This window comes from Bradyrhizobium sp. INPA03-11B, from assembly GCF_040446015.1.
Classification (GTDB): Bacteria; Pseudomonadota; Alphaproteobacteria; order Rhizobiales; family Xanthobacteraceae; genus Bradyrhizobium; species Bradyrhizobium macuxiense_A.
This window is the reverse complement of sequence record NZ_JASGSR010000005.1, coordinates 57,679-80,813: the sequence shown is the minus strand read 5'-3', so window position 1 is coordinate 80,813 and position 23,135 is coordinate 57,679. Positions and strand designations below refer to the sequence as shown.

Annotated in this window: 16 protein-coding genes; 11 read left to right on the top strand and 5 right to left on the bottom strand. The window is 63.5% G+C overall.

What is annotated here, in order from left to right:
* Positions 1 to 45: 45 nt before the first annotated feature.
* The 4 genes from QMZ05_RS03370 to QMZ05_RS03355 all read left to right on the top strand — a co-directional run bounded on the left by QMZ05_RS03370 (position 46) and on the right by QMZ05_RS03355 (position 6,418).
* On the top strand, positions 46 to 1,989 hold the full coding sequence (locus QMZ05_RS03370; protein WP_146991787.1) for a PrkA family serine protein kinase: 1,944 nt from the start codon (positions 46 to 48) through the stop codon (positions 1,987 to 1,989).
* Between the two features lie 172 nt (positions 1,990 to 2,161).
* Positions 2,162 to 3,433, top strand: a complete 1,272-nt coding sequence (locus QMZ05_RS03365) for a YeaH/YhbH family protein (protein WP_353699476.1) — start codon at positions 2,162 to 2,164, stop codon at positions 3,431 to 3,433.
* A gap of 4 nt (positions 3,434 to 3,437) precedes the next feature.
* Positions 3,438 to 4,982 carry a SpoVR family protein gene (locus QMZ05_RS03360; RefSeq protein WP_353699475.1) on the top strand — a complete coding sequence of 515 codons (1,545 nt, stop codon included), beginning with the start codon at positions 3,438 to 3,440 and terminating at the stop codon, positions 4,980 to 4,982.
* Positions 4,983 to 5,221: 239 nt separating this feature from the next.
* Positions 5,222 to 6,418 carry an ABC transporter substrate-binding protein gene (locus tag QMZ05_RS03355; protein WP_353699474.1) on the top strand — a complete coding sequence of 399 codons (1,197 nt, stop codon included), beginning with the start codon at positions 5,222 to 5,224 and terminating at the stop codon, positions 6,416 to 6,418.
* Between the two features lie 211 nt (positions 6,419 to 6,629).
* Here QMZ05_RS03355 and QMZ05_RS03350 read toward each other — a convergent pair whose 3' ends face one another.
* The 4 genes from QMZ05_RS03350 to QMZ05_RS03335 form a co-directional block, all read right to left on the bottom strand.
* Entirely contained in the window at positions 6,630 to 7,685 is a 1,056-nt protein-coding gene (locus QMZ05_RS03350) for a 2-oxoacid:ferredoxin oxidoreductase subunit beta (RefSeq protein WP_076865745.1), read from the bottom strand.
* On the bottom strand, positions 7,682 to 9,529 hold the full coding sequence (locus QMZ05_RS03345; RefSeq protein WP_353699473.1) for a 2-oxoacid:acceptor oxidoreductase subunit alpha: 1,848 nt from the start codon (positions 9,527 to 9,529) through the stop codon (positions 7,682 to 7,684). Before QMZ05_RS03345 ends, QMZ05_RS03350 begins: the two co-directional genes overlap by 4 nt.
* On the bottom strand, positions 9,499 to 11,298 hold the full coding sequence (locus QMZ05_RS03340) for an FAD-dependent oxidoreductase (RefSeq protein ID WP_353699472.1): 1,800 nt from the start codon (positions 11,296 to 11,298) through the stop codon (positions 9,499 to 9,501). Before QMZ05_RS03340 ends, QMZ05_RS03345 begins: the two co-directional genes overlap by 31 nt.
* Positions 11,299 to 11,578: 280 nt before the next feature.
* Entirely contained in the window at positions 11,579 to 12,250 is a 672-nt protein-coding gene (locus tag QMZ05_RS03335; protein WP_353699471.1) for a hypothetical protein, read from the bottom strand.
* Between the two features lie 196 nt (positions 12,251 to 12,446).
* On the opposite strand from QMZ05_RS03335, the gene QMZ05_RS03330 reads away from it, so the two are divergent.
* From QMZ05_RS03330 to QMZ05_RS03310, 5 genes are all read left to right on the top strand, one after another.
* Complete coding sequence (locus tag QMZ05_RS03330) at positions 12,447 to 14,798, top strand: caspase domain-containing protein (protein WP_353699470.1); 2,352 nt, start codon at positions 12,447 to 12,449, stop codon at positions 14,796 to 14,798.
* Positions 14,799 to 14,833: 35 nt separating this feature from the next.
* Entirely contained in the window at positions 14,834 to 16,378 is a 1,545-nt protein-coding gene (locus QMZ05_RS03325; RefSeq protein ID WP_353699469.1) for a DUF1800 domain-containing protein, read from the top strand.
* Between the two features lie 15 nt (positions 16,379 to 16,393).
* The gene (locus tag QMZ05_RS03320) at positions 16,394 to 17,587 is read left to right on the top strand and encodes a DUF1501 domain-containing protein (RefSeq protein ID WP_353699468.1); all 1,194 of its coding nucleotides are present in this window, start codon (positions 16,394 to 16,396) and stop codon (positions 17,585 to 17,587) included.
* A gap of 102 nt (positions 17,588 to 17,689) precedes the next feature.
* Positions 17,690 to 18,481, top strand: a complete 792-nt coding sequence (gene modA, locus QMZ05_RS03315) for a molybdate ABC transporter substrate-binding protein (RefSeq protein ID WP_353699467.1) — start codon at positions 17,690 to 17,692, stop codon at positions 18,479 to 18,481.
* A 204-nt stretch (positions 18,482 to 18,685) separates the two neighbouring features.
* Positions 18,686 to 19,405 (top strand): L,D-transpeptidase, encoded by a 720-nt coding sequence (locus QMZ05_RS03310; protein ID WP_353699466.1) that lies wholly within the window; start codon positions 18,686 to 18,688, stop codon positions 19,403 to 19,405.
* Between the two features lie 153 nt (positions 19,406 to 19,558).
* Here QMZ05_RS03310 and QMZ05_RS03305 read toward each other — a convergent pair whose 3' ends face one another.
* A complete protein-coding gene (locus tag QMZ05_RS03305; protein ID WP_353699465.1) occupies positions 19,559 to 20,497 on the bottom strand; it encodes a LysR family transcriptional regulator in 939 nt (312 codons plus the stop codon).
* Positions 20,498 to 20,638: 141 nt separating this feature from the next.
* On the opposite strand from QMZ05_RS03305, the gene QMZ05_RS03300 reads away from it, so the two are divergent.
* Complete coding sequence (locus QMZ05_RS03300; RefSeq protein ID WP_353699464.1) at positions 20,639 to 21,805, top strand: ABC transporter substrate-binding protein; 1,167 nt, start codon at positions 20,639 to 20,641, stop codon at positions 21,803 to 21,805.
* Positions 21,802 to 23,109: a flavin-dependent oxidoreductase gene (locus QMZ05_RS03295; RefSeq protein WP_353699463.1), complete on the top strand. Its 1,308-nt coding sequence runs from the start codon at positions 21,802 to 21,804 to the stop codon at positions 23,107 to 23,109. The genes QMZ05_RS03300 and QMZ05_RS03295 overlap by 4 nt, the downstream gene beginning before the upstream one ends.
* Positions 23,110 to 23,135 lie beyond the last annotated feature (26 nt).

The window sequence follows — 23,135 nt, the reverse complement described above, 5'->3', positions numbered from 1 at the left end:
ACTCGTGTCAGTCGTGCGGCGATACATATCGTGGAGAGAGGGATCATGTACAACGATTCTTTGTTCAACGCCTTCGCAAGGTCGTTTGAAGCGCGAAGCCAGACCGACATGTCGATGGCCGAGTATCTGGAGTCGTGTCGAAGTGATCCGATGCGATATGCCAATGCGGCCGAGCGGTTATTAGCGGCAATCGGTGAGCCCCAGATGATCGACACGGCCAAGGACCCACGCCTTGGCCGTATCTTTTTGAACCGTACGATCCGGTCGTATCCGGCCTTCGCCGGCTTCTACGGCATGGAAGACACGATCGAGCGCCTCGTCGGCTTCTTCCGCCACGCCGCGCAGGGCCTCGAAGAGCGCAAGCAGATCCTCTATTTGCTCGGACCGGTCGGCGGCGGCAAGTCGTCGCTCGCCGAGCGCATCAAGTCACTGATGGAAGTCCACCCCATCTACGTGCTGAAAGCCGGCGATGAGCTCTCGCCTGTGTTCGAGAGCCCGCTCGGCTTGTTCGATCCGGAAACGCTCGGGCCGATCATCGAGGAGAAGTACGGCATTCCGCGGCGGCGCTTGAGCGGGTTGATGTCGCCGTGGGCCTACAAGCGGCTCGAGGCCTTCGGCGGCGACATTTCGCAATTCCGCGTCGCGCGTATCCAGCCGTCGCGGCTGCGCCAGATCGCGGTTGCCAAGACCGAGCCCGGTGACGAGAACAACCAGGATATCTCCTCGCTGGTCGGCAAGGTCGACATCCGCAAGCTCGAGACCTACGCCCAGAACGACCCCGACGCCTACAGCTATTCCGGCGGCCTCAATCGCGCCAACCAGGGCGTGCTCGAGTTCGTCGAGATGTTCAAGGCGCCGATCAAGATGCTGCACCCGCTGCTGACCGCGACGCAGGAGGGCAACTACATCGGCACCGAGAACATCGGCGCGATCCCGTTCACCGGCATCATTCTCGCGCACTCCAACGAAGCCGAGTGGCAGAGCTTCAAGACCAACAAGAACAACGAGGCCTTCATCGACCGCATCTGCGTCATCAAGGTCCCCTACGTGCTGCGGGTGACCGAAGAACAGAAGATCTACGAGAAGCTGATCCAGGGCTCCGAGCTCGCCGCTGCACCGTGCGCGCCGGCAACGCTGGAAACGATGGCGCGCTTCTCGGTGATGTCGCGGCTGCGCAAGCACGAGAACTCGACGCTGTTCGGCAAGATGAGGGTCTATGACGGCGAGAGCCTGAAGGAATCCGATCCGAAGGCGCGCAGCGTGCAGGAGTACAAGGACGCCGCCGGCGTCGACGAGGGCATGGACGGCGTCTCCACCCGCTTTGCCTTCAAGGTGCTGGCCTCGACCTTCAATCACGACACGACCGAGGTGGGCGCCGACGCGGTGCACCTGATGTATGTGTTGGAGATGGCGATCCGCCGCGAGCAGCTGCCTGACGAGACCGAGAAGCGCTATCTCGAATTCATCAAGGCCGACCTCGCGCCGCGCTATGCCGAGTTCATCGGTAACGAAATCCAGAAGGCCTATCTGGAATCCTACGCCGACTACGGCCAGAACTTGTTCGACCGCTACGTCGACTACGCCGATGCCTGGATCGAGGATCAGGACTTCAAGGATCCCGACACCGGCCAGTTGATGAACCGCGAGCTTTTGAACCAGGAACTGACCAAGATCGAGAAGCCGGCGGGCATCGCCAACCCGAAGGACTTCCGCAACGAGGTCGTCAAGTTCTCGCTGCGTTCGCGGGCGCACAATGGCGGCAAGAACCCGAGCTGGACCTCCTACGAAAAGGTTCGCGACGTGATCGAGAAGCGGATATTCTCGCAGGTGGAGGATCTGCTTCCGGTCATCTCGTTCGGCTCCAAGAAGGACGGCGAGACCGAGAAGAAGCACGGCGAGTTCGTCGAGCGGATGGTGGAGCGCGGTTATACCGAGCGCCAGGTCCGCCGGCTCGTCGAGTGGTACATGCGGGTGAAGCAGGCCGGCTAGAGCATGATCCGGAAAAGTGCGAAGCGGTTTTCCGAAAGATCATGCTTAAGCAAGAATCTAGTACGCGATCCGGAAAGCCGGCAGCGGCTTTCCGTCTCGTCCGGTTCCGTCCAATAAGAATGCGATGCGACTGTCATGATCGCATCCGGCGCGAGGCAGATGCAAAGTGGTCATGCACATCGTCGATCGGCGGTTGAATCCGGGTAGCAAGAGCCTGGAGAACCGCCAGCGCTTCCTGCGACGCGCCAAGGCGCTGGTGCAGGGAGCCGTCAAGAAGTCGTCACAGGACCGGGACATCAAGGATGTCCTGGAGGGCGGCGAAGTAACCATCCCGCTGGACGGCATGGATGAGCCGCGGTTCCGGCGCGAGGGCGGCACGCGCGACATGGTGCTGCCCGGTAACAAGAAGTTCGTCGAGGGCGACTGGCTGCAGCGGCCGAACCAAAGCGGCGGCAAGGGCTCCGGTGCGGGTGAGGGCGACAGCGAGGACGCCTTCCGCTTCGTGTTGAGCCGCGAGGAGTTCGTCGATCTTTTCCTCGACGATCTCGAACTGCCTGATCTTGCCAAGCGCAAGCTCGCGGAAACCGAGAGCGAGGGCCTCCAGCGCGCCGGTTATGCGACCTCGGGCTCGCCGGCCAACATCTCGATCAGCCGCACCGTGAGCCGGGCGCTGGCGCGACGCGTCGCGCTGCGACGGCCGCGCAAGGACGACATCGAAGCGCTCGAGGCGGAGCTTGCGGAATGCGACGACGATACGCGCCGCCGCGAGCTGCTCGCGCTGCTCGAAGCGCTGAAGGCCAAGGCCAAGCGGATCCCGTTCATCGATCCGATCGACATCCGCTACCGCCGCTTCGAGACGGTGCCGAAGCCGGTGGCGCAGGCCGTGATGTTCTGCCTGATGGACGTCTCGGGCTCGATGTCCGAGCACATGAAGGATCTCGCCAAGCGGTTCTACATGCTGCTCTACGTCTTCCTGAAGCGGCGCTACAAGCATGTCGAGATCGTGTTCATCCGGCACACCGACCGCGCCGAGGAGGTGGACGAGGATACGTTCTTCCATGGGCCGGCTTCCGGCGGCACGCTGGTGTCGAGCGCGCTGGTTGCGATGAACGACATCGTCCGCACCCGCTTCCGCCCGGCCGACTGGAACATCTACGCCGCACAGGCTTCGGACGGCGACAACATGACCTCCGACAGCGGGCTGACCGGACTTCTGCTGACCGACAAGATCCTGCCGGTCTGCCAGTTCTTCGCCTATCTCGAGGTCGGCGAGGCCGCCAACTACACCTTCGACATGCCGGACTCCTCGCTCTGGACGCTCTATGAGCGTCTGCGCAACGACGGCGCGCCGTTGTCGATGCGCAAGGTGAGCGAGCGCGGCGAGATCTTCCCGGTGTTCCAGGACCTGTTCAAGCGCCGCACCACCAGTCAGGAAAGGGTATAGTTTGATGGGATCTTCCGGGGGACGGCTGTTCGAGGGCGCCGACTGGGATTTCCAGACGCTGCAGCGAGTTCACGACGCCTGCGAGAAGATCGCGCGCACGGAGCTCGGGCTCGACGTCTATCCCAACCAGATCGAGGTGATCACCGCCGAGCAGATGCTCGACGCCTATTCCTCGGTCGGCATGCCGCTGTTCTACAAGCACTGGTCGTTCGGCAAGCAGTTCGCCTTCCAGGAGGCGTCCTACCGCAAGGGCCTGATGGGCCTCGCCTATGAGATCGTGATCAACTCCTCGCCGTGCATTTCATATCTGATGGAGGAGAACACGGCGACGATGCAGACGCTGGTGATCGCGCACGCGGCGTTCGGGCACAATCACTTCTTCAAGAACAACTATCTGTTCAAGCAGTGGACCGATGCCGACGGCATCCTCGACTATCTCGAATTCGCCAAGGGCTACATCTCCGCCTGCGAGGACCGCCACGGCCGCGAGACCGTGGAGCGGACCATCGATGCCGCGCATGCCTTGATGTCGCATGGAGTCGACCGCTATCCCGGCAAGAAGATCCTCGACCTGCGCGCCGAGGAGAAGCGTGCCGGCGAGCGCCGCCAGCACGAGGAAAGCGTGTTCAACGATTTGTGGCGGACAGTGCCCAACACCAAGCACAAGAGCAAGGCTACGCTCACCGTCGAGCGCCGCCGCGCGCTGCTTGGCCTGCCGCAGGAGAACATCCTCTATTTCCTCGAGAAGACCGCACCGCGCCTTGCGCCCTGGCAGCGCGAGCTCATTCGCATCGTTCGCCACATCGCGCAGTATTTCTACCCGCAAGGGCAGACCAAGGTGATGAACGAAGGCACCGCGACCTATGTCCATTACCGCATCATGAACCGGCTGCATCAGCAGGGCCGGATCACCGACGGCAATTTCCTCGAATTCCTGCAGTCGCACACCAATGTGGTGTTCCAGCCCGAGTTCGACGACCGCCGCTATTCCGGCTTCAACCCTTACGCGCTCGGCTTTGCCATGATGCAGGACATCGAGCGGATCGTGAAGAATCCCGAGGACGAGGACCGCGACTGGTTCCCCGATATCGCCGGCAAGGGCGACGTCGAGGGCGTGCTGCGCGAGATCTGGAGCAATTACCGCGACGAGAGCTTCATCAACCAGTTCCTCAGCCCGGCGCTGATCCGGCGCTTCCGCATGTTCCATCTGCACGACGATCCCGCCGAAAGCCAGGGGATCAAGGTCGATGCGATCCACGACGAGCGCGGTTATCGCCGGGTGCGGCGCGAGCTGGCGCGGCAATACGACGTCGGTTTCGTCGACGCCAATATCGAGGTCATGGATGTCGATCTCGACGGCGATCGTCGCCTGATGCTGCGTCACACCACCGTGAAGGGCGCGCAACTCAACGAGACCGACGCGCGGCGCGTGCTGCAGCATCTCGCCGATCTGTGGTCCTACGACGTCGCGCTGACCGAAGTCGACGGCACCGACAAGGTGCTGAAGGAATACGTCGTCAGCCCGCGCGCCGCTGCGGTCGCCGCCTGAGCATCACGTAATCGAGAACAGCAACGCGCGGTGACTGCCGCGCGGAATGCGTGTCTCGCTTGGTGAACCTTCATTTCCATCGAAGGCTCACATCATGAACATCACAGCAACATTCGAAGCTCTCGAAGCGCATCATGTTCTGCTCGAACGTGATGGCCGGCATGCGGAGTGGTCTTGGTGATTGCCTGCGCGGGCGCGATTGATAAGGTGCGCCGCGTCAAGAAGACCAAGAAAAGGATATGCTCTTGTCAACTCGCTCCCGCCTGGCGGGCCTTCTCGCCGTCACCGCGCTCACGGCCTCGTCGATCTCGCCATCCATTGCAGCCGATTCCGCGATCAGAATAGGGAACACCGCGCCCTATAGCGGCCCGGCGTCGGCCTACGGCACGATCGCGCGCGCCGAAGCCGCCTACTTCCAGATGCTCAACGATCAGGGCGGCATCAACGGCCGCAAGATCGAGTTCGAAAGTCTCGACGATGCCTATTCGCCGTCGAAGACGGTCGAGCAGACCCGCAAGCTGGTCGAGCAGGACGAGGTGCTCGCGATCTTCAGCGCGGTCGGTACCGCGCCAAATATCTCGGTGCAGAAATATCTGAACATCAAGCACGTGCCCCAGCTGTTCGTGTCGTCAGGCGCGACGCGCTGGAACGATCCGAAGCAGTTTCCGTGGACGGTCGGCTTCAATCCGACCTATGAGCTCGAAGGCCGGCTCTACGCAAAATACATCCTGAAGACCAAGCCGGACGCGAAGATCGCGGTCATCACGCCGAACGAAGACGCCGGCAAGGACTACCTCAAGGGCTTCAAGGATGGACTTGGCGAGCATGTCGGCCAGATCGTCGCCGAGACCACCTACCTCACGACCGATCCGACCATCGATTCCCAGATGGTGACGATGCGCGAGTCCGGCGCGGATGTGTTCTTTGCCGAGGCGACGCCGAAATTCGCCGCGCAAGCGCTGCGCAAGGCGGCGAGCATGGGCTGGAAGCCGCTCACCATCCTGCCGACCGTCTCCAACTCGGTCTCGGCAGTGCTCGAGCCGGCCGGGCTCGAGAACGTCATTGGTGTCGTGACCGGGCTCTACCTGAAGGACCCGACCGATCCGCGCTGGGCCGACGATCCCGCGCAGCAGGAGTTTTCGGCCTGGATGAAGAAGTACCAGCCGAATGCCAGCCCGGGCGATCTGTTCAACGTGCAGGGCTACACGGTCGCGCAGGTCATGACGGCCGTGCTGAAGAACTGCAACGGCGACTACAGCCGCGACAACATCATCAAGCAGGCGAGCAATCTGAAGGCGCTGGAATTGCCGATGCTGCTGCCGGGCATCAAGGTGCAGACCGAGCCCGACAATGTGACGCCGATCCGCCAGATCCAGATGGCGCGGTTCGACGGCAAGTCCTGGGCGCTGTTCGGCGACGTGCTGAGCGACAAGTAGGCGCCACCAACTCCGCTGTCGTCCCTGCCTAGTGCGCAATTGCGCACGGGAGCAGGGACCCATACGCCGCGGCCTCTGTTGTGAACGCGACTCGTCGTTCCAGCGTAGCTCGACAATCTGTATCGGTGGTTATGGGTCCCTGCGTTCGCAGGGACGACACGGAGTTTGTTGCACAGCCTTGCCGCGTCTTTGTGACGGCGAGGGCCAGTGCTTACCGTAAACTGGCGTTGATCTTGTCCAGCACGGCTGAGCCGGGGCACAGCGCCTGTTCGTCCAGCGTGTTGAGCGGCGTCTCGACGGTGTCGAGATGGGTGTGCAGATCCTCGGCATCCGGATCGACATAGAGCAGGCCGGTGACGATCTGGCCCTTGGCCGCATGCTTTTGCAGGAAGGTCATCGCGCCCAGCCGATCGTGCGGATCGTAGTCGGCGTCGAGCTTGCGCAGCGCGAGGCGCGAACCGTCATGCTGCTCGACCACCTGCACGGTGCCGGGCGCATAGTCGACGCTGATCGGCTCGCGGCCGACCAGCACGTCGAGCCGGTTCACCGCGTCGTTGTGTTCGCGGACATAGTCAAAACTCTTGGTCGAGCCGGCGTGGTTGTTGAAGGCGATGCAGGGGCTGATCACGTCGATGAAGGACGCGCCCTTGTGCCGGATCGCAGCGGCAATCAAGGGAACCAATTGCGTCTTGTCGCCGGAGAAAGAGCGCGCCACGAAGGTGGCGCCAAGCTGCAAGGCGATCGCGACCAGGTCGATCGCATTGTCGGTGTTGGTGACGCCCTTCTTGGACTTCGAGCCGCGGTCGGCGGTCGCCGAGAACTGGCCCTTGGTCAGGCCGTACACGCCGTTGTTCTCGACGATGTAGGTCATGTTGACGGCGCGCCGGATCGAATGCGCGAACTGGCCGAAGCCGATCGATGCGGAATCGCCGTCGCCGGAGACGCCGAGATAGATCAGGTCGCGGTTGGCGAGGTTGGCGCCGGTCAGGACCGACGGCATGCGGCCATGCACCGAGTTGAAGCCGTGCGAATTGCCGAGGAAATAGTCCGGGGTCTTCGACGAGCAGCCGATGCCGGAAATCTTCGCCACCCGATGCGGCTCGATCGAGAGCTCATAGCAGGCCTCGATGATCGAGGCGGTGATCGAATCGTGGCCGCAGCCGGCGCACAGCGTCGAGATCTTGCCCTCGTAGTCGCGATGGGTATAGCCCAGCTCGTTCTTCTTCAGGCCGGGATGATGAAACTTCGGCTTTGCAATGTAGGTCATGTCACGGCCTTGCGGAGAGGGGTCACCTTGAGGTGGTCCTGGTGGTCGCCGATCGCGTTGGCGATGAAGCGCGCGGTGATCGGCGTGCCGTCATAGTGCAGGATCGGCACCAGCCTGACGGGGTCGATGCCGTTCTCGTTGACGATCAGCTGACGCAGCTGGGCGTCGCGGTTCTGCTCGACGACGTAGACGAAGTCGTGGTCGGCGATGAAGCTTGCGACACTGGAGTGGAACGGGAAGGCGCGGATGCGCATGCGGTCGAGCTGATGGCCGCGCGCCTCCAATATCCCGATCGCCTCGTCCATCGCGGGCGAGGTCGAGCCGAAATACAGCACGCCGTATTTGGTCGGCTTCGCCGCATTGGCCTGCAGCGGCCGCGGCACCATGTCCTGCGCGGTCTCGAACTTGCGCACCAGGCGCTGCATGTTGTCGGCGTAAACGGCGCCTTCCTCGGAATAGCGCGCGTAGCGATCGCGCGAGGTGCCGCGGGTGAAGTAGGAGCCCTTGGTCGGATGCGTGCCGGGATAGGTGCGGTAGGGGATGCCGTCGCCGTCGACGTCGAGATAGCGGCCGAAGTCGCGGCCTTCCTCGAGCATCTCCGCCGTCATCACCTTGCCGCGGTCGTATTGCTTGGCATCGTCCCACTTCAGCGGGCGGCACAGCCGGTGGTTCATGCCGATGTCGAGATCGAGCATCAGGAAGATCGTGGTCTGCAGCCGCTCGGCGAGATCGAAGGCGGCGGCGGCGAACTCGAACGCCTCCGCCGGATCCTCCGGGAACAGCAGCACGTGCTTGGTGTCGCCATGCGAAGCGTAGGCGCAAGCGATCACGTCGCATTGCTGGGTGCGGGTCGGCATGCCCGTCGAGGGGCCGGCGCGCTGGATGTTCATGATCACGGCCGGGATCTCGGCAAAGTAGGACAGGCCGATGAACTCGGTCATCAGCGAGATGCCCGGACCCGAGGTCGCGGTGAAAGCCCGCGCGCCGTTCCAGGAGGCGCCGATCACGATGCCGATCGAGGCGAGTTCGTCCTCGCCCTGCACGATGGCGTATTTCGCCTTGCCGGTCTCGGGATCGTGACGGAACTTCTTGCAGTGGCTGGTGAAGGCTTCCGCCACCGACGATGACGGCGTGATCGGATACCAGGCGCACACGGTGGCGCCACCATAGACGGCGCCGAGCGCGGCTGCGCTGTTACCCTCGACAAAGATGCGGTCGCCGACCTTGTCGGACTTCTTCACCCGCAGCCCGAGCGGGCATTTCAGGTTCTGCAGCGCCCAGTCGCGGCCGAGATGCAGCGCATGGACGTTGGAGGAGAGCAGCTTCTCCTTGCCCTTGTACTGCTCGCCGATCAGCTGTTCGACCACCTTGGGATCGAGGTCGAGCAGCGCGCAGAGCGCGCCGAGATAGATGATATTCTTGAACAGCTGGCGCTGCCGGGGATCGGTGTAGGTCGAGTTGGTGATCGCGGTCAGCGGCACGCCGATGACCGTGATGTCCTCGCGGAACTTCGACGACGGCATCGGCTTGGTCGAATCGTAGAACAGGTAGCCGCCGGGCTCGATCGAGGCGACGTCCTTGTCCCAGGTCTGCGGGTTCATCGCCACCATCATGTCGACGCCGCCGCGGGCGCCGAGATGGCCGTCCTCGGTGACGCGCACCTCGTACCAGGTCGGCAGGCCCTGGATGTTGGAGGGGAAGATGTTGCGTGGGCTGACCGGCACGCCGTGACGCAGGATCGAACGCGCGAACAGTTCGTTCGCGGAAGCCGAGCCCGAACCGTTGACGTTGGCGAAGCGGACGACGAAGTCGTTTACGCTGCTGATCGGGCTTTGGACTGACATGTTGATCCCGCTTGAACCATATCGATGAGGTACTTCTGCATGTCCCAGGCGCCGGTCGGGCAGCGCTCGGCACACAGCCCGCAATGCAGGCAGACGTCTTCGTCTTTCACCATGACGCGGCCGGTCTTCAGGTCGCCGGAGACGTAGAGCGCCTGGTCGTGATGCGGCGAGGGGGCCTTCAGCCGCTGCCGCAAATCGTCCTCCTCACCGTTCTCGGTGAAGCTGATGCAGTCCATCGGACAGATGTCGACGCAGGCGTCGCATTCGATGCAGAGCGGCGCTGAGAACACCGTCTGCACGTCGCAGTTCAGGCAGCGCTGCGCCTCGCCGAGCGCGAGCTTGAGGTCGTAGCCGAGCTCGACCTCGGCGCGGATGTCCTTCAGCGCCACCACCTTGTCGCGATGCGGCACCTTGAAGCGCTTGTCGGCGGAGATGTCGTTGTCGTAGCTCCACTCGTGGATGCCCATCTTCTGCGAGGAGACGTGCACCTCGGGCAGCGGGCGCTCGTTGATGTCCTCGCCGGACAGCATCTTGTGAATGGAGAGCGCGGCGTCATGGCCGTGCGCCACCGCCCAGATGATGTTCTTCGGCCCGAACGCCGCGTCGCCGCCGAAGAACACCTTCGGATTGGTCGAGGCGAACGTCTTGGGGTCGACCTTCGGCATGTGCCACTTGTCGAATTCGATGCCGCAATCGGCTTCGATCCAGGGGAACGCATTCTCCTGACCGACCGCAACGAGCACATCGTCGCAGGGGATCGTCTCGTCCGGCTCGCCCGAGGGCACCAGATTGCGGCGGCCCTTGTCATCGTATTCGGCGCGGACCTTCTGGAAGATGACGCCGATCAGCTTGCCGGCCACATGCTTGAATGCCACCGGCACCATGTAGTTGAGGATCGGGATGTCCTCGTGGATGGCGTCTTCCTTTTCCCACGGCGAGGCCTTCATTTCCTCGAAGCCGGACCGGACGACCACCTTGACGGCCTCGCCGCCGAGGCGGCGCGCGGTGCGGCAGCAATCCATCGCGGTGTTGCCGCCGCCGAGCACGATGACGCGGCGGCCGATCTTGTCGACATGGCCGAACGAGACGTTGGCCAGCCACTCGATGCCGATATGGATGTTGGCGCCGGCTTCCTTGCGGCCGGGGATGTCGAGCTCGCGGCCGCGCGGCGCGCCGCTGCCGACGAAGATCGCGTCGTAATTCTCGGAGAGCAGCTGCTTCAGGCTGTCGACGCGCTGGCCGCCCTTGAACTCGACACCGAGGTCGAGGATGTAGTCGGTCTCCTCGTCGATCACGCTGTCGGGCAGACGGAATTTTGGAATCTGGCTGCGCATCATGCCGCCGGCCTTGGGATCGCCGTCGAACACGGTGCAGTGATAACCGAGCGGCGCGAGATCGCGCGCCACCGCGAGCGAGGCGGGGCCGCCGCCGACCAGCGCGATGCGCTTGCCGTTCTTCGGCCCCGGCTTCGGCAGGCGATGCTTGATGTCGTCCTTGAAGTCGGCAGCGACGCGCTTCAGGCGGCAGATCGCGACCGGATTGTCCTCGACCCGGCCGCGGCGGCACGCCGGCTCGCATGGACGGTCACAGGTGCGCCCGAGAATCCCGGGGAACACGTTGGACTGCCAATTGATCATGTAGGCGTCGCTGTAACGCCCCTCAGCAATCAACCGGATGTACTCGGGAACAGGGGTGTGTGCGGGGCAGGCCCATTGGCAATCGACTACTTTATGAAAGTAATCAGGCGCCGAGATATCAGTCGGTTTCATTCCTACCTTTGACCCGCGCGAAAATGCCTACCCGCGCGGCCTTATCGTTGACGACGAACGCTCACGTGGCGTTGTTCTGGTTTTTGAATTGGATCATAGGCTTATCTTATTAGAGCCGTTCCAGAGAAGGCAAAGGCTAAATTGTCTGATCATCAGCTTTCGCGCGGCTGATGCGCGTGTAGCGTTAATCTCGATTACGTTATGTGGCGGTGCAGCATGCGCGCACCGCCACGTAACGTTTGTTTGGGTATGAAAGTCGACACACGCGCTGCGCGTTTGTTTAATCGCGCGGCAGATCGCTCTTCGCGATGTCCCACAACAGCCTGTAGACGCCGCTGGTGACCACCAGCGGCTTCAAGGCAGCGTTGCCGGTGATGGCAGCCGCGGCCGCCGGGATCGCGCTGACATCAGTGGCGTCGATCAGCACGAACCAGTCGCCGGCGCCGGGATCGGCCTTCTCGGCATCCGGCGTGAGCGGCTTCGACAGCACGGGATCGTTCTCCAAGAGGTGCATCGAGATGATGCCGTCGCGCGCGGCGGGATCGAGTTGCTCCCGCAATGCAGCGCGGAGCTTGTCCGCCCCATCGGCCGGCGGACGGAGCCGGATGATGCCGAGCGCGGCGCCTCGGCCGACGCCGCGGCTGATCGTGATGCGCGCCACCCCGCGGATCATATTCTGGAAGCGCGCGATGTTGGCCTTCGACCAGTCGGTCTGGTTGGCGAGCGCCTTGCGATAGGCCGGGCTCTCGAGCACGTCGAAGGTCGCGGTGGAGTAGAGGCTGAGATATTTCGGCCTGCCGTCATGGGCGACGTAGCGGCGGGCCTCCTCGAATCCATCGATGGCGACACGTTCTTCGAGATGCTCGCGGTCGTACCAGCGGTTGAATTCAGCTTCGTGTAAGCTGTCGATATCCATCGAGGTCATCAGCATGCCTTGTCCGGCGATTGGCATCGGGGGCTCCTTCTTTGCCTTGTTTTATCTGTACAATATCGCCGACCGGTGCGGGCCGGGGAAGCCGGTTCCGAGCCGCCCGAGACCGTGCAGACCAAGGATTGCCACAATTGCCGCAATCCTGTTCAGCGCGCATTCACGGAAGTAGCATTTCCATCTATTACGCCAACTCTTGAGAAGAAAAGGGACGACCACTATGACGCGCATTCTGTGGGCATTGATCGTGGGTCTGGTGTCGTTCGCCGCGCTTCCTGTCCATGCGGAGGACCAGGAGAAGCGCCTCGCGCTCGTGGTCGGCAACGGGGCCTATCAGGCCAGCGCGCTGCAGACCGCCGCAAACGATGCCGGATTGGTGGCGCAGACGTTGCAGGCCGCCGGCTTCGACGTGATCGGAGCGCGCGATCTCGATAGCGAGACGCTCCGCAAGTCGTTCCGCGATTTCATCCAGAAGGTGCAGGACGCGGGCCCCAATGCCGTCGCCTTCGTCTATCTCGCTGGCTACGGCGTGCAGCTCACCGGCGAGAACTACTTCGTGCCGGTCGACGCCAAGATCGCCCGCGACACCGACGTGCCGGTCGAGGCGATTCGCATCTCCGATTACAGCCATCAACTGTCGGCGCTGCCGATCAAGGCCGGTGTGATCGTGCTCGATGCGGCGCGCAGCAATCCCTTCGCCAAGGACGGCCAGCCGCTGGCCGGCGGCCTTGCGCTGGTCGATCCCGATCCGAAGATGCTGATCGCCTTCAATTCCGCGCCCGGCACCGTCGCCCCCGACGGCGCGCCGCCTTACGGGCCGTATGCGCAGGCGCTGGCGGAAATGATTCGCGCCGGCGGCCTGACCTTGCCCGAGGTGTTCGATCGCGTCCGCCTGCGCGTCAACGAAATGACCAAGGGCGCCGAGATCCCGTGGAATGCGCAGAAGGTCGATGCGCCCTTCATGTTCTTCGAGCGCAAGCCGGACGCGCCGCCGCAGCAGGTCGATGCCGGACTGCGCACCAAGCCGATCCGCGATTTCCCGGCCCAGGATGCCTACGCGGCCGCGCTGGAGCGCGACACGTTGCAGGGCTACGAGGACTACTTGCAGGCCTATCCGAACGATCCGCAGGCCAAGCGGGTGCGCGCGATCGTGGCGGCGCGGCGCGAGGCCATCACCTGGCGGCGCACCTACAACGCCGACTCGACCGATGCGTATTGGTCGTATCTGCGGCGTTATCCGCACGGGCCGCATGCTTACGACGCAAGGCGCCGGCTCGCCTATCTGTCGGCCGCGCTGGAGCCGCCCGCGCAGTTCACCGTGCTCGACTATGACGTGCCGCCGCCGCCGCCCGACGAGATCGTCTATGTCGACCGCCCGGTGCTCTATTACAGCGATCCGGTGTTCGACTTCGCGCCGCCTCCGCCGCCGCCGGTGTTCTTCCTGCCGCCGCCGCCGCCGGACTTCGTCGTGCTGCCGCCACCGCCGCCGCCGATCGGCCTGTTCGTGCTGCCGACGCCGTTCTTCGTGGCGATGCCGGCCTATGTCGCCGCGCCGGCCTATGTGGTGCCGCCGCAGAACAACATCGTGTTCAACAACATCCACAACACGACCGTCATCAACACGGTGATCAACAATCCCAACCCGACGCCGGCGCAGCTTCATGCGGCCGGGGTGACCGCGGCAATGGGCGGTGCACCGGTCACGGCGGCACCGCAACTGCCGGCCGCGGCGATGCAGCGCGCCAATCTGGCACGGCCTGGCGGTCCACAAGGCGTGACGCCGGCACAGGGTGCGGCGATGGGAGCGCCCGGCGCTGCGCCGAACGCTGCCGCCGCGCCGAACGCAGCCACGACGCCGAACGCAATGGGCGCGCCGGGTGCGCATACCCTTCCGGGCGCGAAGAATGGACCGCCGCTGCCGCAGTCGGCGACCGCGCCGCCTAGCGCCGCGCAACAGCATGGCGCCGTGCAGCCGGGTGCCGCACAACCTGGCGCCGCGCAGCCTGGGGCAGTGCAGCCTGGGGCCAAGCCGAATGTGGTCGCTCCCGGCAAGCCGGCGACAGCCATGGCGCCTGCCAATGCGCAACCTGCGCCTCCGGCCAAGCCCGGCGCAGCCCCCACGACAAATGCGCCGGCTTCGCCCGCGACCGCCGGCAAGCCGGGGCGGCAGCAACCGCTCTCGCATGCCGCGACCGCGCCGACCACAAACGTGAAGCCGGCACCGGCGCCGTCGTCGCCGGCGAGCCGCGCACCTTCGGGCCGGTCGGCGCCGGCAGCGCGTTCGGCACCCGCGCATGCCGCGGTGTCGCCGCCGCCGGTCTCTCGGGCTGCGCCGGTGCGGGCTGCACCTCCGCCGCGGGCCGCACCTCCGCCGCCCCATGCCGCAGCCGTTGCGCCGCGCCCGGCGCCCGCACCGGCTCCGCGCGCCGCGCCGCCGCCACCACCACCGCGGCCGGCGATGCAGGCGCAGCGCGCAGCACCGCCGCCGCGGATGGCAGCGCCCCCGCCAAGGCCCGCAGCACCAGCCCGAGCCGCCCCGCCGGCATGCCCTCCCGGCAAATGCAAACATTGAGGGCATGACACCATGAGCCGAGCAGGTCAGCCTTCATGAGCATCACGGCCACACTCGGACCGCGGACAGTCGCGAAACTCATCATCGGTACGATCGCGGGGCTGGTGGCATTCCACCAGCCGGCGCGGGCGACTGAGCTCGCGGCGCAGGACATCGCGCTGCTCGACCGCCTGACCTGGGGCGTCAACGCGTCCAGCGCGGCGCATCTGCGCGAGGTCGGCGTCGAACGCTGGCTGCAGGAGCAGCTGCATCCGGCCAACAGTGCGTTGCCGGCCGCCGTCCAGAAGCAGATCGAGGCGATGCCGGACGTGCATCGCTTCCCGTTCGACATTGCGGCCTCGTTCGACCAGCAGGGGAAATCCGCCAACCAGGTCGCCGATCCCGAGCAGAAAAAGGCGGCGCAACAGGTCTATCAGCAGGCCATGAACGACCGCGCCCGGCAGGCCGCGGCCCGCACCATCCTCCACGCGCTCTATGCGCCCGATCAATTGCGCGAACGCCTGACCTGGTTCTGGTTCAACCACTTCAACGTTCACCAGTACAAGTCCAACATCCGCGTGCTGGTCGGCGACTACGAGGACCGCGCGATCCGCGCCAACGCGCTCGGCAAATTCCGCAACCTGCTCTCGGCGACGCTGCATCATCCGGTGATGCTGCGCTATCTCGACAACGCCGACAACGCGGCCGGTCACCTCAACGAGAACTACGCCCGCGAGATCATGGAGCTGCACACCATGGGCGTCGGCTCCGGCTACACCCAGGCCGATGTCGAGGCATTGGCGCGGATCCTCACCGGCGTCGGCATCGACTTCAAGTCGGAGGATCCGAAGCTGAAGCCCGAGCAGCAATCCCAGCTGGTCCGCGAGGGCGCGTTCGAATTCAATCCGGCGCGGCACGATTTCGGCGACAAGACCTTCCTCGGCCATCAGATCAAGGGCCGCGGTCTCGCCGAGGTCGATGAAGCCCTCGACATCCTGTGCCGCCACCCCGCGACCGCCACGCATATCGCAAAGCAGCTCGCGACCTATTTCGTCTCGGACAATCCGCCGCCCGCGCTGGTGCAGCAAATGGCGCAGACCTTCCAGAAGACCGACGGCGATATCGCGGCCGTGATGTCGACGCTGGTTCATGCTCCGGAATTCACCGCGAGCCTGAAGGGCGGCGCCAAGTTCAAGGACCCGGTGCTCTACGTGATGTCGTCGGTGCGGCTCGCCTACGACAACAAGGTCGTCCTCAACACGCTGCCGATCCAGGGCTGGCTCAACCGCCTGTCGGAAGGCCTGTTCAACCACGAGACGCCCGACGGCTATTCGATGCTGTCGGCGGCCTGGAACGGTCCCGGGCAGATGATGCTGCGCTTCGAGATCGCGCGCGCGATCGGCTCGGGATCGGCCGGACTGTTCAAGCCGAACGAGCCCAACGCCGTCGACCAGCCGGCGTTTCCGCTCGTCATGAACGGGCTCTACTTCAGCAACATCAGGCAGACGCTGAGCCCGACCACGCTCGCCGCGCTCGACCAGGCGGTGTCGCCGCAGGACTGGAACACGCTGTTTCTGTCGTCACCCGAGTTCATGCACTGAAAGGGAGGTTCGCCAATGAACCGCCGCGAACTGATCAAGGCCTTCGCCGCTTCCACCTCGCTCACCCTTGCCGGCCGGGTCTGGGCGGCGCCTGCGACCGACGCGCGCCTGCTGGTGGTGTTCCTGCGCGGCGCCTATGACGCCGCCAACGTGGTGGTGCCGGTCGGCAGCGAGTTCTACTACGCCTCGCGCCCGACGCTCGCGGTGGCGCGGCCCGATACCGGCAATCCGAACGCGGCGCTGGCGCTCGATGCCGGCTGGGGGCTGCATCCGGCGCTGCGCGAGTCGATCTATCCGCTCTGGGCCAAGCGCGAGATCGCGTTCGTTCCGTTTGCCGGCACCAGCGACGACCTCTCGCGCAGCCATTTCGAGACCCAGGACACGATCGAGCTCGGGCAGGCGGTCGGCGGCAGCCGCGACTACCGCTCCGGCTTCATGAGCCGGCTCGCGACCGAGCTGACGCGGGTGAAGCCGATCTCCTTCACCGACCAGCTGCCGCTGATCTTCCGCGGCCAGAGCCAGATCCCGAACATCGGCATCGCCAGCGTCAGCAAGCCCGGCGTCGACGACCGGCAGGCGCGGCTGATCAGGGAGATGTATGCCAAGGGCGATCTCGCCAATTCGGTGTCGGAAGGATTTCGCGTCCGCGACGACGTCTACAAATCAGTCTCCGAGGAGATGATGGCGGCCAACCGCGGCGCGGTGTCGCCGCGCGGCTTCGAGCTGTCGGCGCGGCGGATCGGCCGCCTGATGCGCGAGCAATTCAACCTCGGCTTCGTCGACGTCGGCGGCTGGGACACCCATGTCAACCAGGGCGCCGCGACCGGCTATCTCGCCGACCGCCTCGGCGAGCTGGGCAGGGGCCTTGCCGGCTTCTCCGAGGAGATCGGCCCCGCGATGTGGCGCGACACCGTCGTGGTCGTGATCTCCGAATTCGGCCGCACCTTCCGCGAGAACGGCGACCGCGGCACCGATCATGGCCATGGCAGCGTCTATTGGGTGATGGGCGGCGGCATCAATGGCGGACGGATGGCCGGCGAGCAGGTCCAGGTCGCACAGGCGACGCTGTTCCAGAACCGCGACTATCCTGTGCTGACCGACTACAAGGCATTCTTCGCCGGCCTGGTCCAGCACGTCTACGGCCTGCAGCAGGCGAGCCTCGAACGCATCTTCACCGGCATCAAGCCGAAGGACCTGAACCTGGTTTGAAGGGGCACTGCCAAAATATCGAAAACAAAGTAGCCGTCGGTCGCAGGTGTTGTTCCATTTCGGTTATGCTTGGGATCCAGCTAACCAGGAGGCAAGAAAGCCATGATGGGACGGTTTTTCTCGCGACGGGCCGCCCTCATGGCGGCGGTCGAGTGTTCGTTCCTGTTAACTCTGGGAGCGGCAGCACCCGCCGCGCATGCCGCCGACGTTAAGGTCATGAGCACGGTCGCGCTCACCCCTACACTCGGCGAACTGATCCCGAAGTTCGAGAGCCGCAGCGGCAACAAGCTAATTGTCGTCTACAGCACGATCGCCGATCTGAAGAAGCGGATCGAGGCGGGCGAAACCGCAGATGTGATGATCCTGTCGCGCACTGCCCTCGACGGCCTAATGACCCAGGGCAAGGTTGCCCAGGGCAGCATCGTCAACGTGGGGAGCTCTTATGTCGCCGTCGGGGTACGTACCGGTGCGCCCAAGCCCGACATCAGCACAGTGGAGCAACTGAAGACTGCGCTTCTCGCCGCCAAATCGATCTCCTACGCCGATCCAGCGAAGGGCGGCGCCAGTGGCGTCTATTTCGCCAAGGTCATTGATCGTCTCGGCATCACTGATCAGATGAAATCCAAGACCGTCCTGGTGCCGGGCGCCGAAGCGGGCGAACTCGTCGCCAAGGGCGAAGTCGAAATGGGCGTCGCACAGGCCTCGGAAATTGCCGCGGTTCCGGGGACGCAGGTGGTCGGCCCTCTACCCGGTGATTTGAACAGCGCGATCGTCTTCGCGGTCGGCATCGGATCCACGAGCAAAGATCCGGCAGCGGCCAGATCGCTGATCGAGCTCCTCACCGGTCCGGCCGGTTCCGCCGTGCTCAAGTCCAAGGGAATGGATCCGGCCTAGGCCGTTTTCGCTTCAGCGAAAGCAGCGACAGGTCAGCAGCATTCAAGAAGAGAGTTCTCGTATTGTTCTCGGGCGAGTCTCACACGACCGTCTGTTGGTCAAGGAGATTTCGACCTCGACTGACGAAGAACTTTTTCTCCACCTTCCTGCGGTATGCCAAAGTCTGCTCCGGGCGAACGACGGGACAAGGGAAAAGCCGAAACCATGTTGATGGACCGTGGAATTGCCGACGCCGACGCCGACGCCGGCGCGATGGGTGAGGGGACTCTGCCTGGTCATCGCTCGCGCCTTGTCAACCGCCGGGCGTTTCTGTTCGGCTCCGCTGCCGGTCTCGCCGCACTGAGCCTGGCTGGTTGCGCATCCGACTACATGAGCCTGGCCGAGGCGGAGAAAGTCTACGGGCCGGTGCCTGACGAGAAATTCCCGATCCCTGCGGTCGATGTCAGCAAGGTCGATCCGAAATATTTTCGCAAGACGGTGCGCTACGACAGCAACGAGGCGCCCGGTACGATTATCGTCGATCCCGGCAAGTACTATGTCTACCGTATTGAAGGTGAGGGAAACGCGACCCGCTATGGCGCCAATGTCGGCCGCGATGGGTTCCGGTGGAGCGGGGAGGCTTATGTCGGCCGCAAAGCCGAATGGCCGACCTGGACGCCACCCAAGGAGATGATCGCGCGCCAGCCGGAGGCGGGCAAATATGCTCGCGGCATGCCGGGAGGTCTCGACAATCCACTCGGCGCCCGCGTGCTCTACCTCTATCAAAATGGAGTGTACACGCTTTACACGATCTATAGCACCAGCGACCCCGAAACGATCGGGAACGGCATTACGAGCGGCTGTACCGGCCTCCTCAGCCAGGACATGCTCGACCTCTATTCGCGAACGCCCGTCAAAACGAAGGTGATCGTGCTGCCGGCATAGGCAACGGCGTCGACCGCCGGTGCGCCCACTGAACGACAGTCAGCATGTCCGTCAGAAGCGGACAAAAGAGGCGCACTTGGCAAATGTCGGCCTCGGGCCACAAGCAGACCGTCGATCGCGATCTCAATCGTGTCTCTGGGCAGAAGCATACGTTCATGCCGATAGTGATTTCGCTACAGCTCTCGCGTGCTCAATGAACAACTTTGCCAACGGACCCGGTATGCGGCTCTTCAAAGTAAGAAGTGCGACCGCATACTGAGTAATCGGGATTTTGACCGGCAGGATTTTCAGCCCCACCCGTCGGGAACTGAATTGGGCAACCGAGTTCGGTAGAATGCCGACGAATTTGCCGGTTGCGATAAGGGTCGTGGTCAATTGAATTGATAGCGTGGCAACCGAGGGCCGGGGTGCCTTCAGCCCACCTGCGGTAAAAATTCCCGAGATGATTCCGCCAGGCGTGCTGTCATGCGGCGGAAGCACCCAGGATTGCTCCATCAAATCAACGAGCTCGATCCGACGGCGACGTGCCCATTGACTATTGACTCCGGCAACGGCCACAAACGGCTCCTGGATCAGCGGCTCGAAGACCAAATCCTCTTCGAGAAACGGATCCGGCAGCCGTCCAATCAGAAGTTCGACTTTGCGCTCGCGCAGCGGACCGAACTGCGCCAATGCGATGTCTGCATGGACCACACGCAACTGCACCCGCGGATGCTGTTGCAGGAAGCGCTCCGATATCGCAGGCACCATGCCTGCATTCATGATCTCCGGGCATCCGATTGCAAGTTCACCCGACGTGGGATCAGTCAGGAATTCGATCTGCTTCAATCCTTGACGCATCTCATCGAACACGTTGATTCCGCATTTGAGCAACGCCTGGCCGTAATTGGTCAGCTCGACGCCCTGCGTGGTGCGGTCGAACAGCTTTACCTTGAGTATCTGCTCGAGATCGGAAATCGTCTTGGAGACGACGGGATGGGAGATCGCAAGGCGCTGGGCAGCCTTCGCCATGCTGCCCGCTTCGGCCACAGCCAGCACAATGTGGAGGTCGCGCAGCCTGATCCGCCGGCCAATCCGCTCAGACCATTCCATTTTCGAACCCCTTAGTCTGCAAGCTACAGGGATATCCAAAAATCGAACTTTCAAACTACAGGGACCCGAGGCAGCATTCAATCCGCGATCGGCCATGGCTTCCGGTCCCCGGCAGCCGCGCCGGCCCTGATGGAGGGAGAGATGTCCAAGCGAAGTATCTTCGGCGCTGCGATTCTCGTTCTTTCAACCGCCGCAACGGGGAACGCCAGCGCGCAGGACGCGGTCAAGATCGGCATGGTCATGCCCATGACCGGTCCACTTGCTGCAGCAGGTCAGCAGGTGCTGGCGGGCGCCCGCCTTTATATGAAACAGCACGGCGACACGGTTGCCGGCAGAAGGGTTGAACTGATCGTAAGGGACGGCGCGTCCTCGGGCGAAACCGGCAAGCGCCTGATCCAGGAGCTCATCGTCAATGACAAGGTGGATATCATCGGCGGAGGCTTGACCGCAGACCTTTTCGCGAGCGCCGGCCTCATTACGGAAGCACAAAAGCCGACCGTCATCATGATTTCGAGCACGACGGCAGTGATCGAAAAATCACCGTTTTACGTCCGCACCAGCTGCACGCTCGCGCAATCTTCCGCGATCCTGGCCGACTGGACGATGAAAAAAGGCGTCGCCAAGGCGGTGACACTGGTAACGGAGTTCGCACCCGGGCTGGAAGCCGAGGAAACCTTCACCAATAACTACAAGGCCGCGGGCGGACAGATCGCGGAAGCGATCCGCGTCCCGCTGCGCAATCCCGACTTCGCGCCCTTCCTTCAGCGCGTCAAGGACGCCGCCCCGCAGGCGTTGTTCGTGTTCGTACCTTCGACCCAAGCCGCGACGTTCGCCAAGCAGTTCGTCGAGCGTGGTCTCGACAAGGCAGGCATCACACTGATTGGGCCCGGTGACCTGACCGACGACGAAGCCTTGCCGAACATGGGCGATGCCATGCTCGGCGTCGTCACCGCACACTTTTATTCGGCAGCGCATGCATCCGCCGTCAACGCGGCATTCACCGACGCCTATCGCAAGGAAGCGAAAGACGGCGCGAACTTCATGGCGGTCTCCGGCTATGACGGGATGCACACAATCTATGAAGCGCTAAAGAGGACTTCCGGCTCCGCGGATGGCAAGGTGCTGATCGCCGCCATGAGGGGCATGGCCTGGGAGAGCCCGCGCGGCCCGATGTCTATCGACCGCAACACCGGCGAGGTCGTGCACAACATCTATATCCGCAAGGTAGAGAAGACCGGAAGCGAACTGCGCAATGTCGAGTTCGAGACCTTCAACAACGTCAGAGACCCTCGCGTCGCGGCACGATGAAGCATCTCGAAGTTATCGTCGCGGGAGGCGGCATCGGCGGGCTGAGTCTTGCACTCAGCCTGCATCAGGCCGGAATAGCAGTCCGTGTCTACGAGGCCGTGCGCGATCCCGCGCCGCTCGGCGTTGGCATCAATCTGCAACCGACCGCGGTACGTGAACTGACTGAACTCGAACTGGGCGACGTCCTTGCGGTGACCGGCATCGCTACGCAGCGGCTCAATCTCTGCAACAAGTTCGGCCAACTGATCCATGCCGAGCGCCGGGGGCTGGAGGCCGGATATCGCTGGCCGCAATACTCGATCCATCGAGGGAAGCTTCAGCGCCTCCTGCTCCAGGCCGTCCGCGAGCGTATCGGAGACCAAAATGTCCGAACCGGACTGAAGCTGGTCAGATTCGAGCAGGACGAGAGCCGCGTCAAGGTTCGCTTCGCTGATCGTCAATCCGGATCGGATCAGGTCGAGGAAGCGGACATTCTCGTCGGCGCCGATGGTATCCATTCAGGCGTTCGGCAGCAGCTTTTTCCTGGAGAAGGCGCGCCTCGCTTCGCCGGTCAGGTGTTGTGGCGAGCGGCCGTGGAGGCCGACTCGTTCCTCGATGGCAAGACGATGGTCATTGCCGGTCATTTTCACCAGCGAGTCATCATCTATCCCATTGCTCGGAGGCGGAGCGGCAAAGTCCTAATCAACTGGATTTGCCAAAAGACGGTGACGAAACAGGCGCCACCGCGTGAGGACTGGAACCGGCGTGTTGCGAAGGAAGAGGTTCTGTCAGCGTTCGGCGGCTGGAAATTTCCGTGGCTCGATCTCCCCGCGCTTATCGACAAGTCACCCGACATCTATGAATTTCCACTGGTCGATCGCGATCCGGTTGCCGCCTGGTCGTTCGGCCGCGTCACTTTGCTTGGCGATGCCGCACATCCGATGCAGCCAATCGGCGGCCAGGCCGGCTCCCAGGCCATCCTCGATTCCCGTGTGCTTACCCGTGCCCTGGTAGAAACTAATGATGCTGTCGCGGCGCTGGACCGTTACGACGCAGAGCGCCGGCCGACGATGAACGACATCATCTTGCGAAATCGTAATTTTGGACCTGAAGCGGCTATGCAGATTGCAGAAGAGCGCGCGCCAAAAGGCTTCGTCTGCATCGACGATGTCATTTCACGTCAAGAACTCGATGCCATCGGCGGTTCCTTTGCAAAGGCCGCGGGTCTCGACGTCGAAACGGTCAACCATCGGCCATCATACGTCTCTCGGCGAGAACAGTTGTCCGAGCCAACTCCTTTTGGCACCAGGCCGGGCCCTTTGTAGGCAAGGCGCGGCAGCGCTGGGTCAAT

Bases quoted from the DNA above. Each gene is read 5' to 3' on its own strand.
- modA (WP_353699467.1), top strand. From the start codon at position 17,690: ATGATGGGACGGTTTTTCTCGCGACGGGCCGCCCTCATGGCGGCGGTC.
- QMZ05_RS03305 (WP_353699465.1), bottom strand. From the start codon at position 20,497: ATGGAATGGTCTGAGCGGATTGGCCGGCGGATCAGGCTGCGCGACCTC.
- QMZ05_RS03370 (WP_146991787.1), top strand. From the start codon at position 46: ATGTACAACGATTCTTTGTTCAACGCCTTCGCAAGGTCGTTTGAAGCG.
- QMZ05_RS03335 (WP_353699471.1), bottom strand. From the start codon at position 12,250: ATGCCAATCGCCGGACAAGGCATGCTGATGACCTCGATGGATATCGAC.
- QMZ05_RS03355 (WP_353699474.1), top strand. From the start codon at position 5,222: ATGCTCTTGTCAACTCGCTCCCGCCTGGCGGGCCTTCTCGCCGTCACC.
- QMZ05_RS03345 (WP_353699473.1), bottom strand. From the start codon at position 9,529: ATGTCAGTCCAAAGCCCGATCAGCAGCGTAAACGACTTCGTCGTCCGC.
- QMZ05_RS03340 (WP_353699472.1), bottom strand. From the start codon at position 11,298: ATGAAACCGACTGATATCTCGGCGCCTGATTACTTTCATAAAGTAGTC.
- QMZ05_RS03350 (WP_076865745.1), bottom strand. From the start codon at position 7,685: ATGACCTACATTGCAAAGCCGAAGTTTCATCATCCCGGCCTGAAGAAG.
- QMZ05_RS03330 (WP_353699470.1), top strand. From the start codon at position 12,447: ATGACGCGCATTCTGTGGGCATTGATCGTGGGTCTGGTGTCGTTCGCC.
- QMZ05_RS03325 (WP_353699469.1), top strand. From the start codon at position 14,834: ATGAGCATCACGGCCACACTCGGACCGCGGACAGTCGCGAAACTCATC.
- QMZ05_RS03365 (WP_353699476.1), top strand. From the start codon at position 2,162: ATGCACATCGTCGATCGGCGGTTGAATCCGGGTAGCAAGAGCCTGGAG.
- QMZ05_RS03320 (WP_353699468.1), top strand. From the start codon at position 16,394: ATGAACCGCCGCGAACTGATCAAGGCCTTCGCCGCTTCCACCTCGCTC.
- QMZ05_RS03300 (WP_353699464.1), top strand. From the start codon at position 20,639: ATGTCCAAGCGAAGTATCTTCGGCGCTGCGATTCTCGTTCTTTCAACC.
- QMZ05_RS03295 (WP_353699463.1), top strand. From the start codon at position 21,802: ATGAAGCATCTCGAAGTTATCGTCGCGGGAGGCGGCATCGGCGGGCTG.
- QMZ05_RS03310 (WP_353699466.1), top strand. From the start codon at position 18,686: ATGTTGATGGACCGTGGAATTGCCGACGCCGACGCCGACGCCGGCGCG.
- QMZ05_RS03360 (WP_353699475.1), top strand. From the start codon at position 3,438: ATGGGATCTTCCGGGGGACGGCTGTTCGAGGGCGCCGACTGGGATTTC.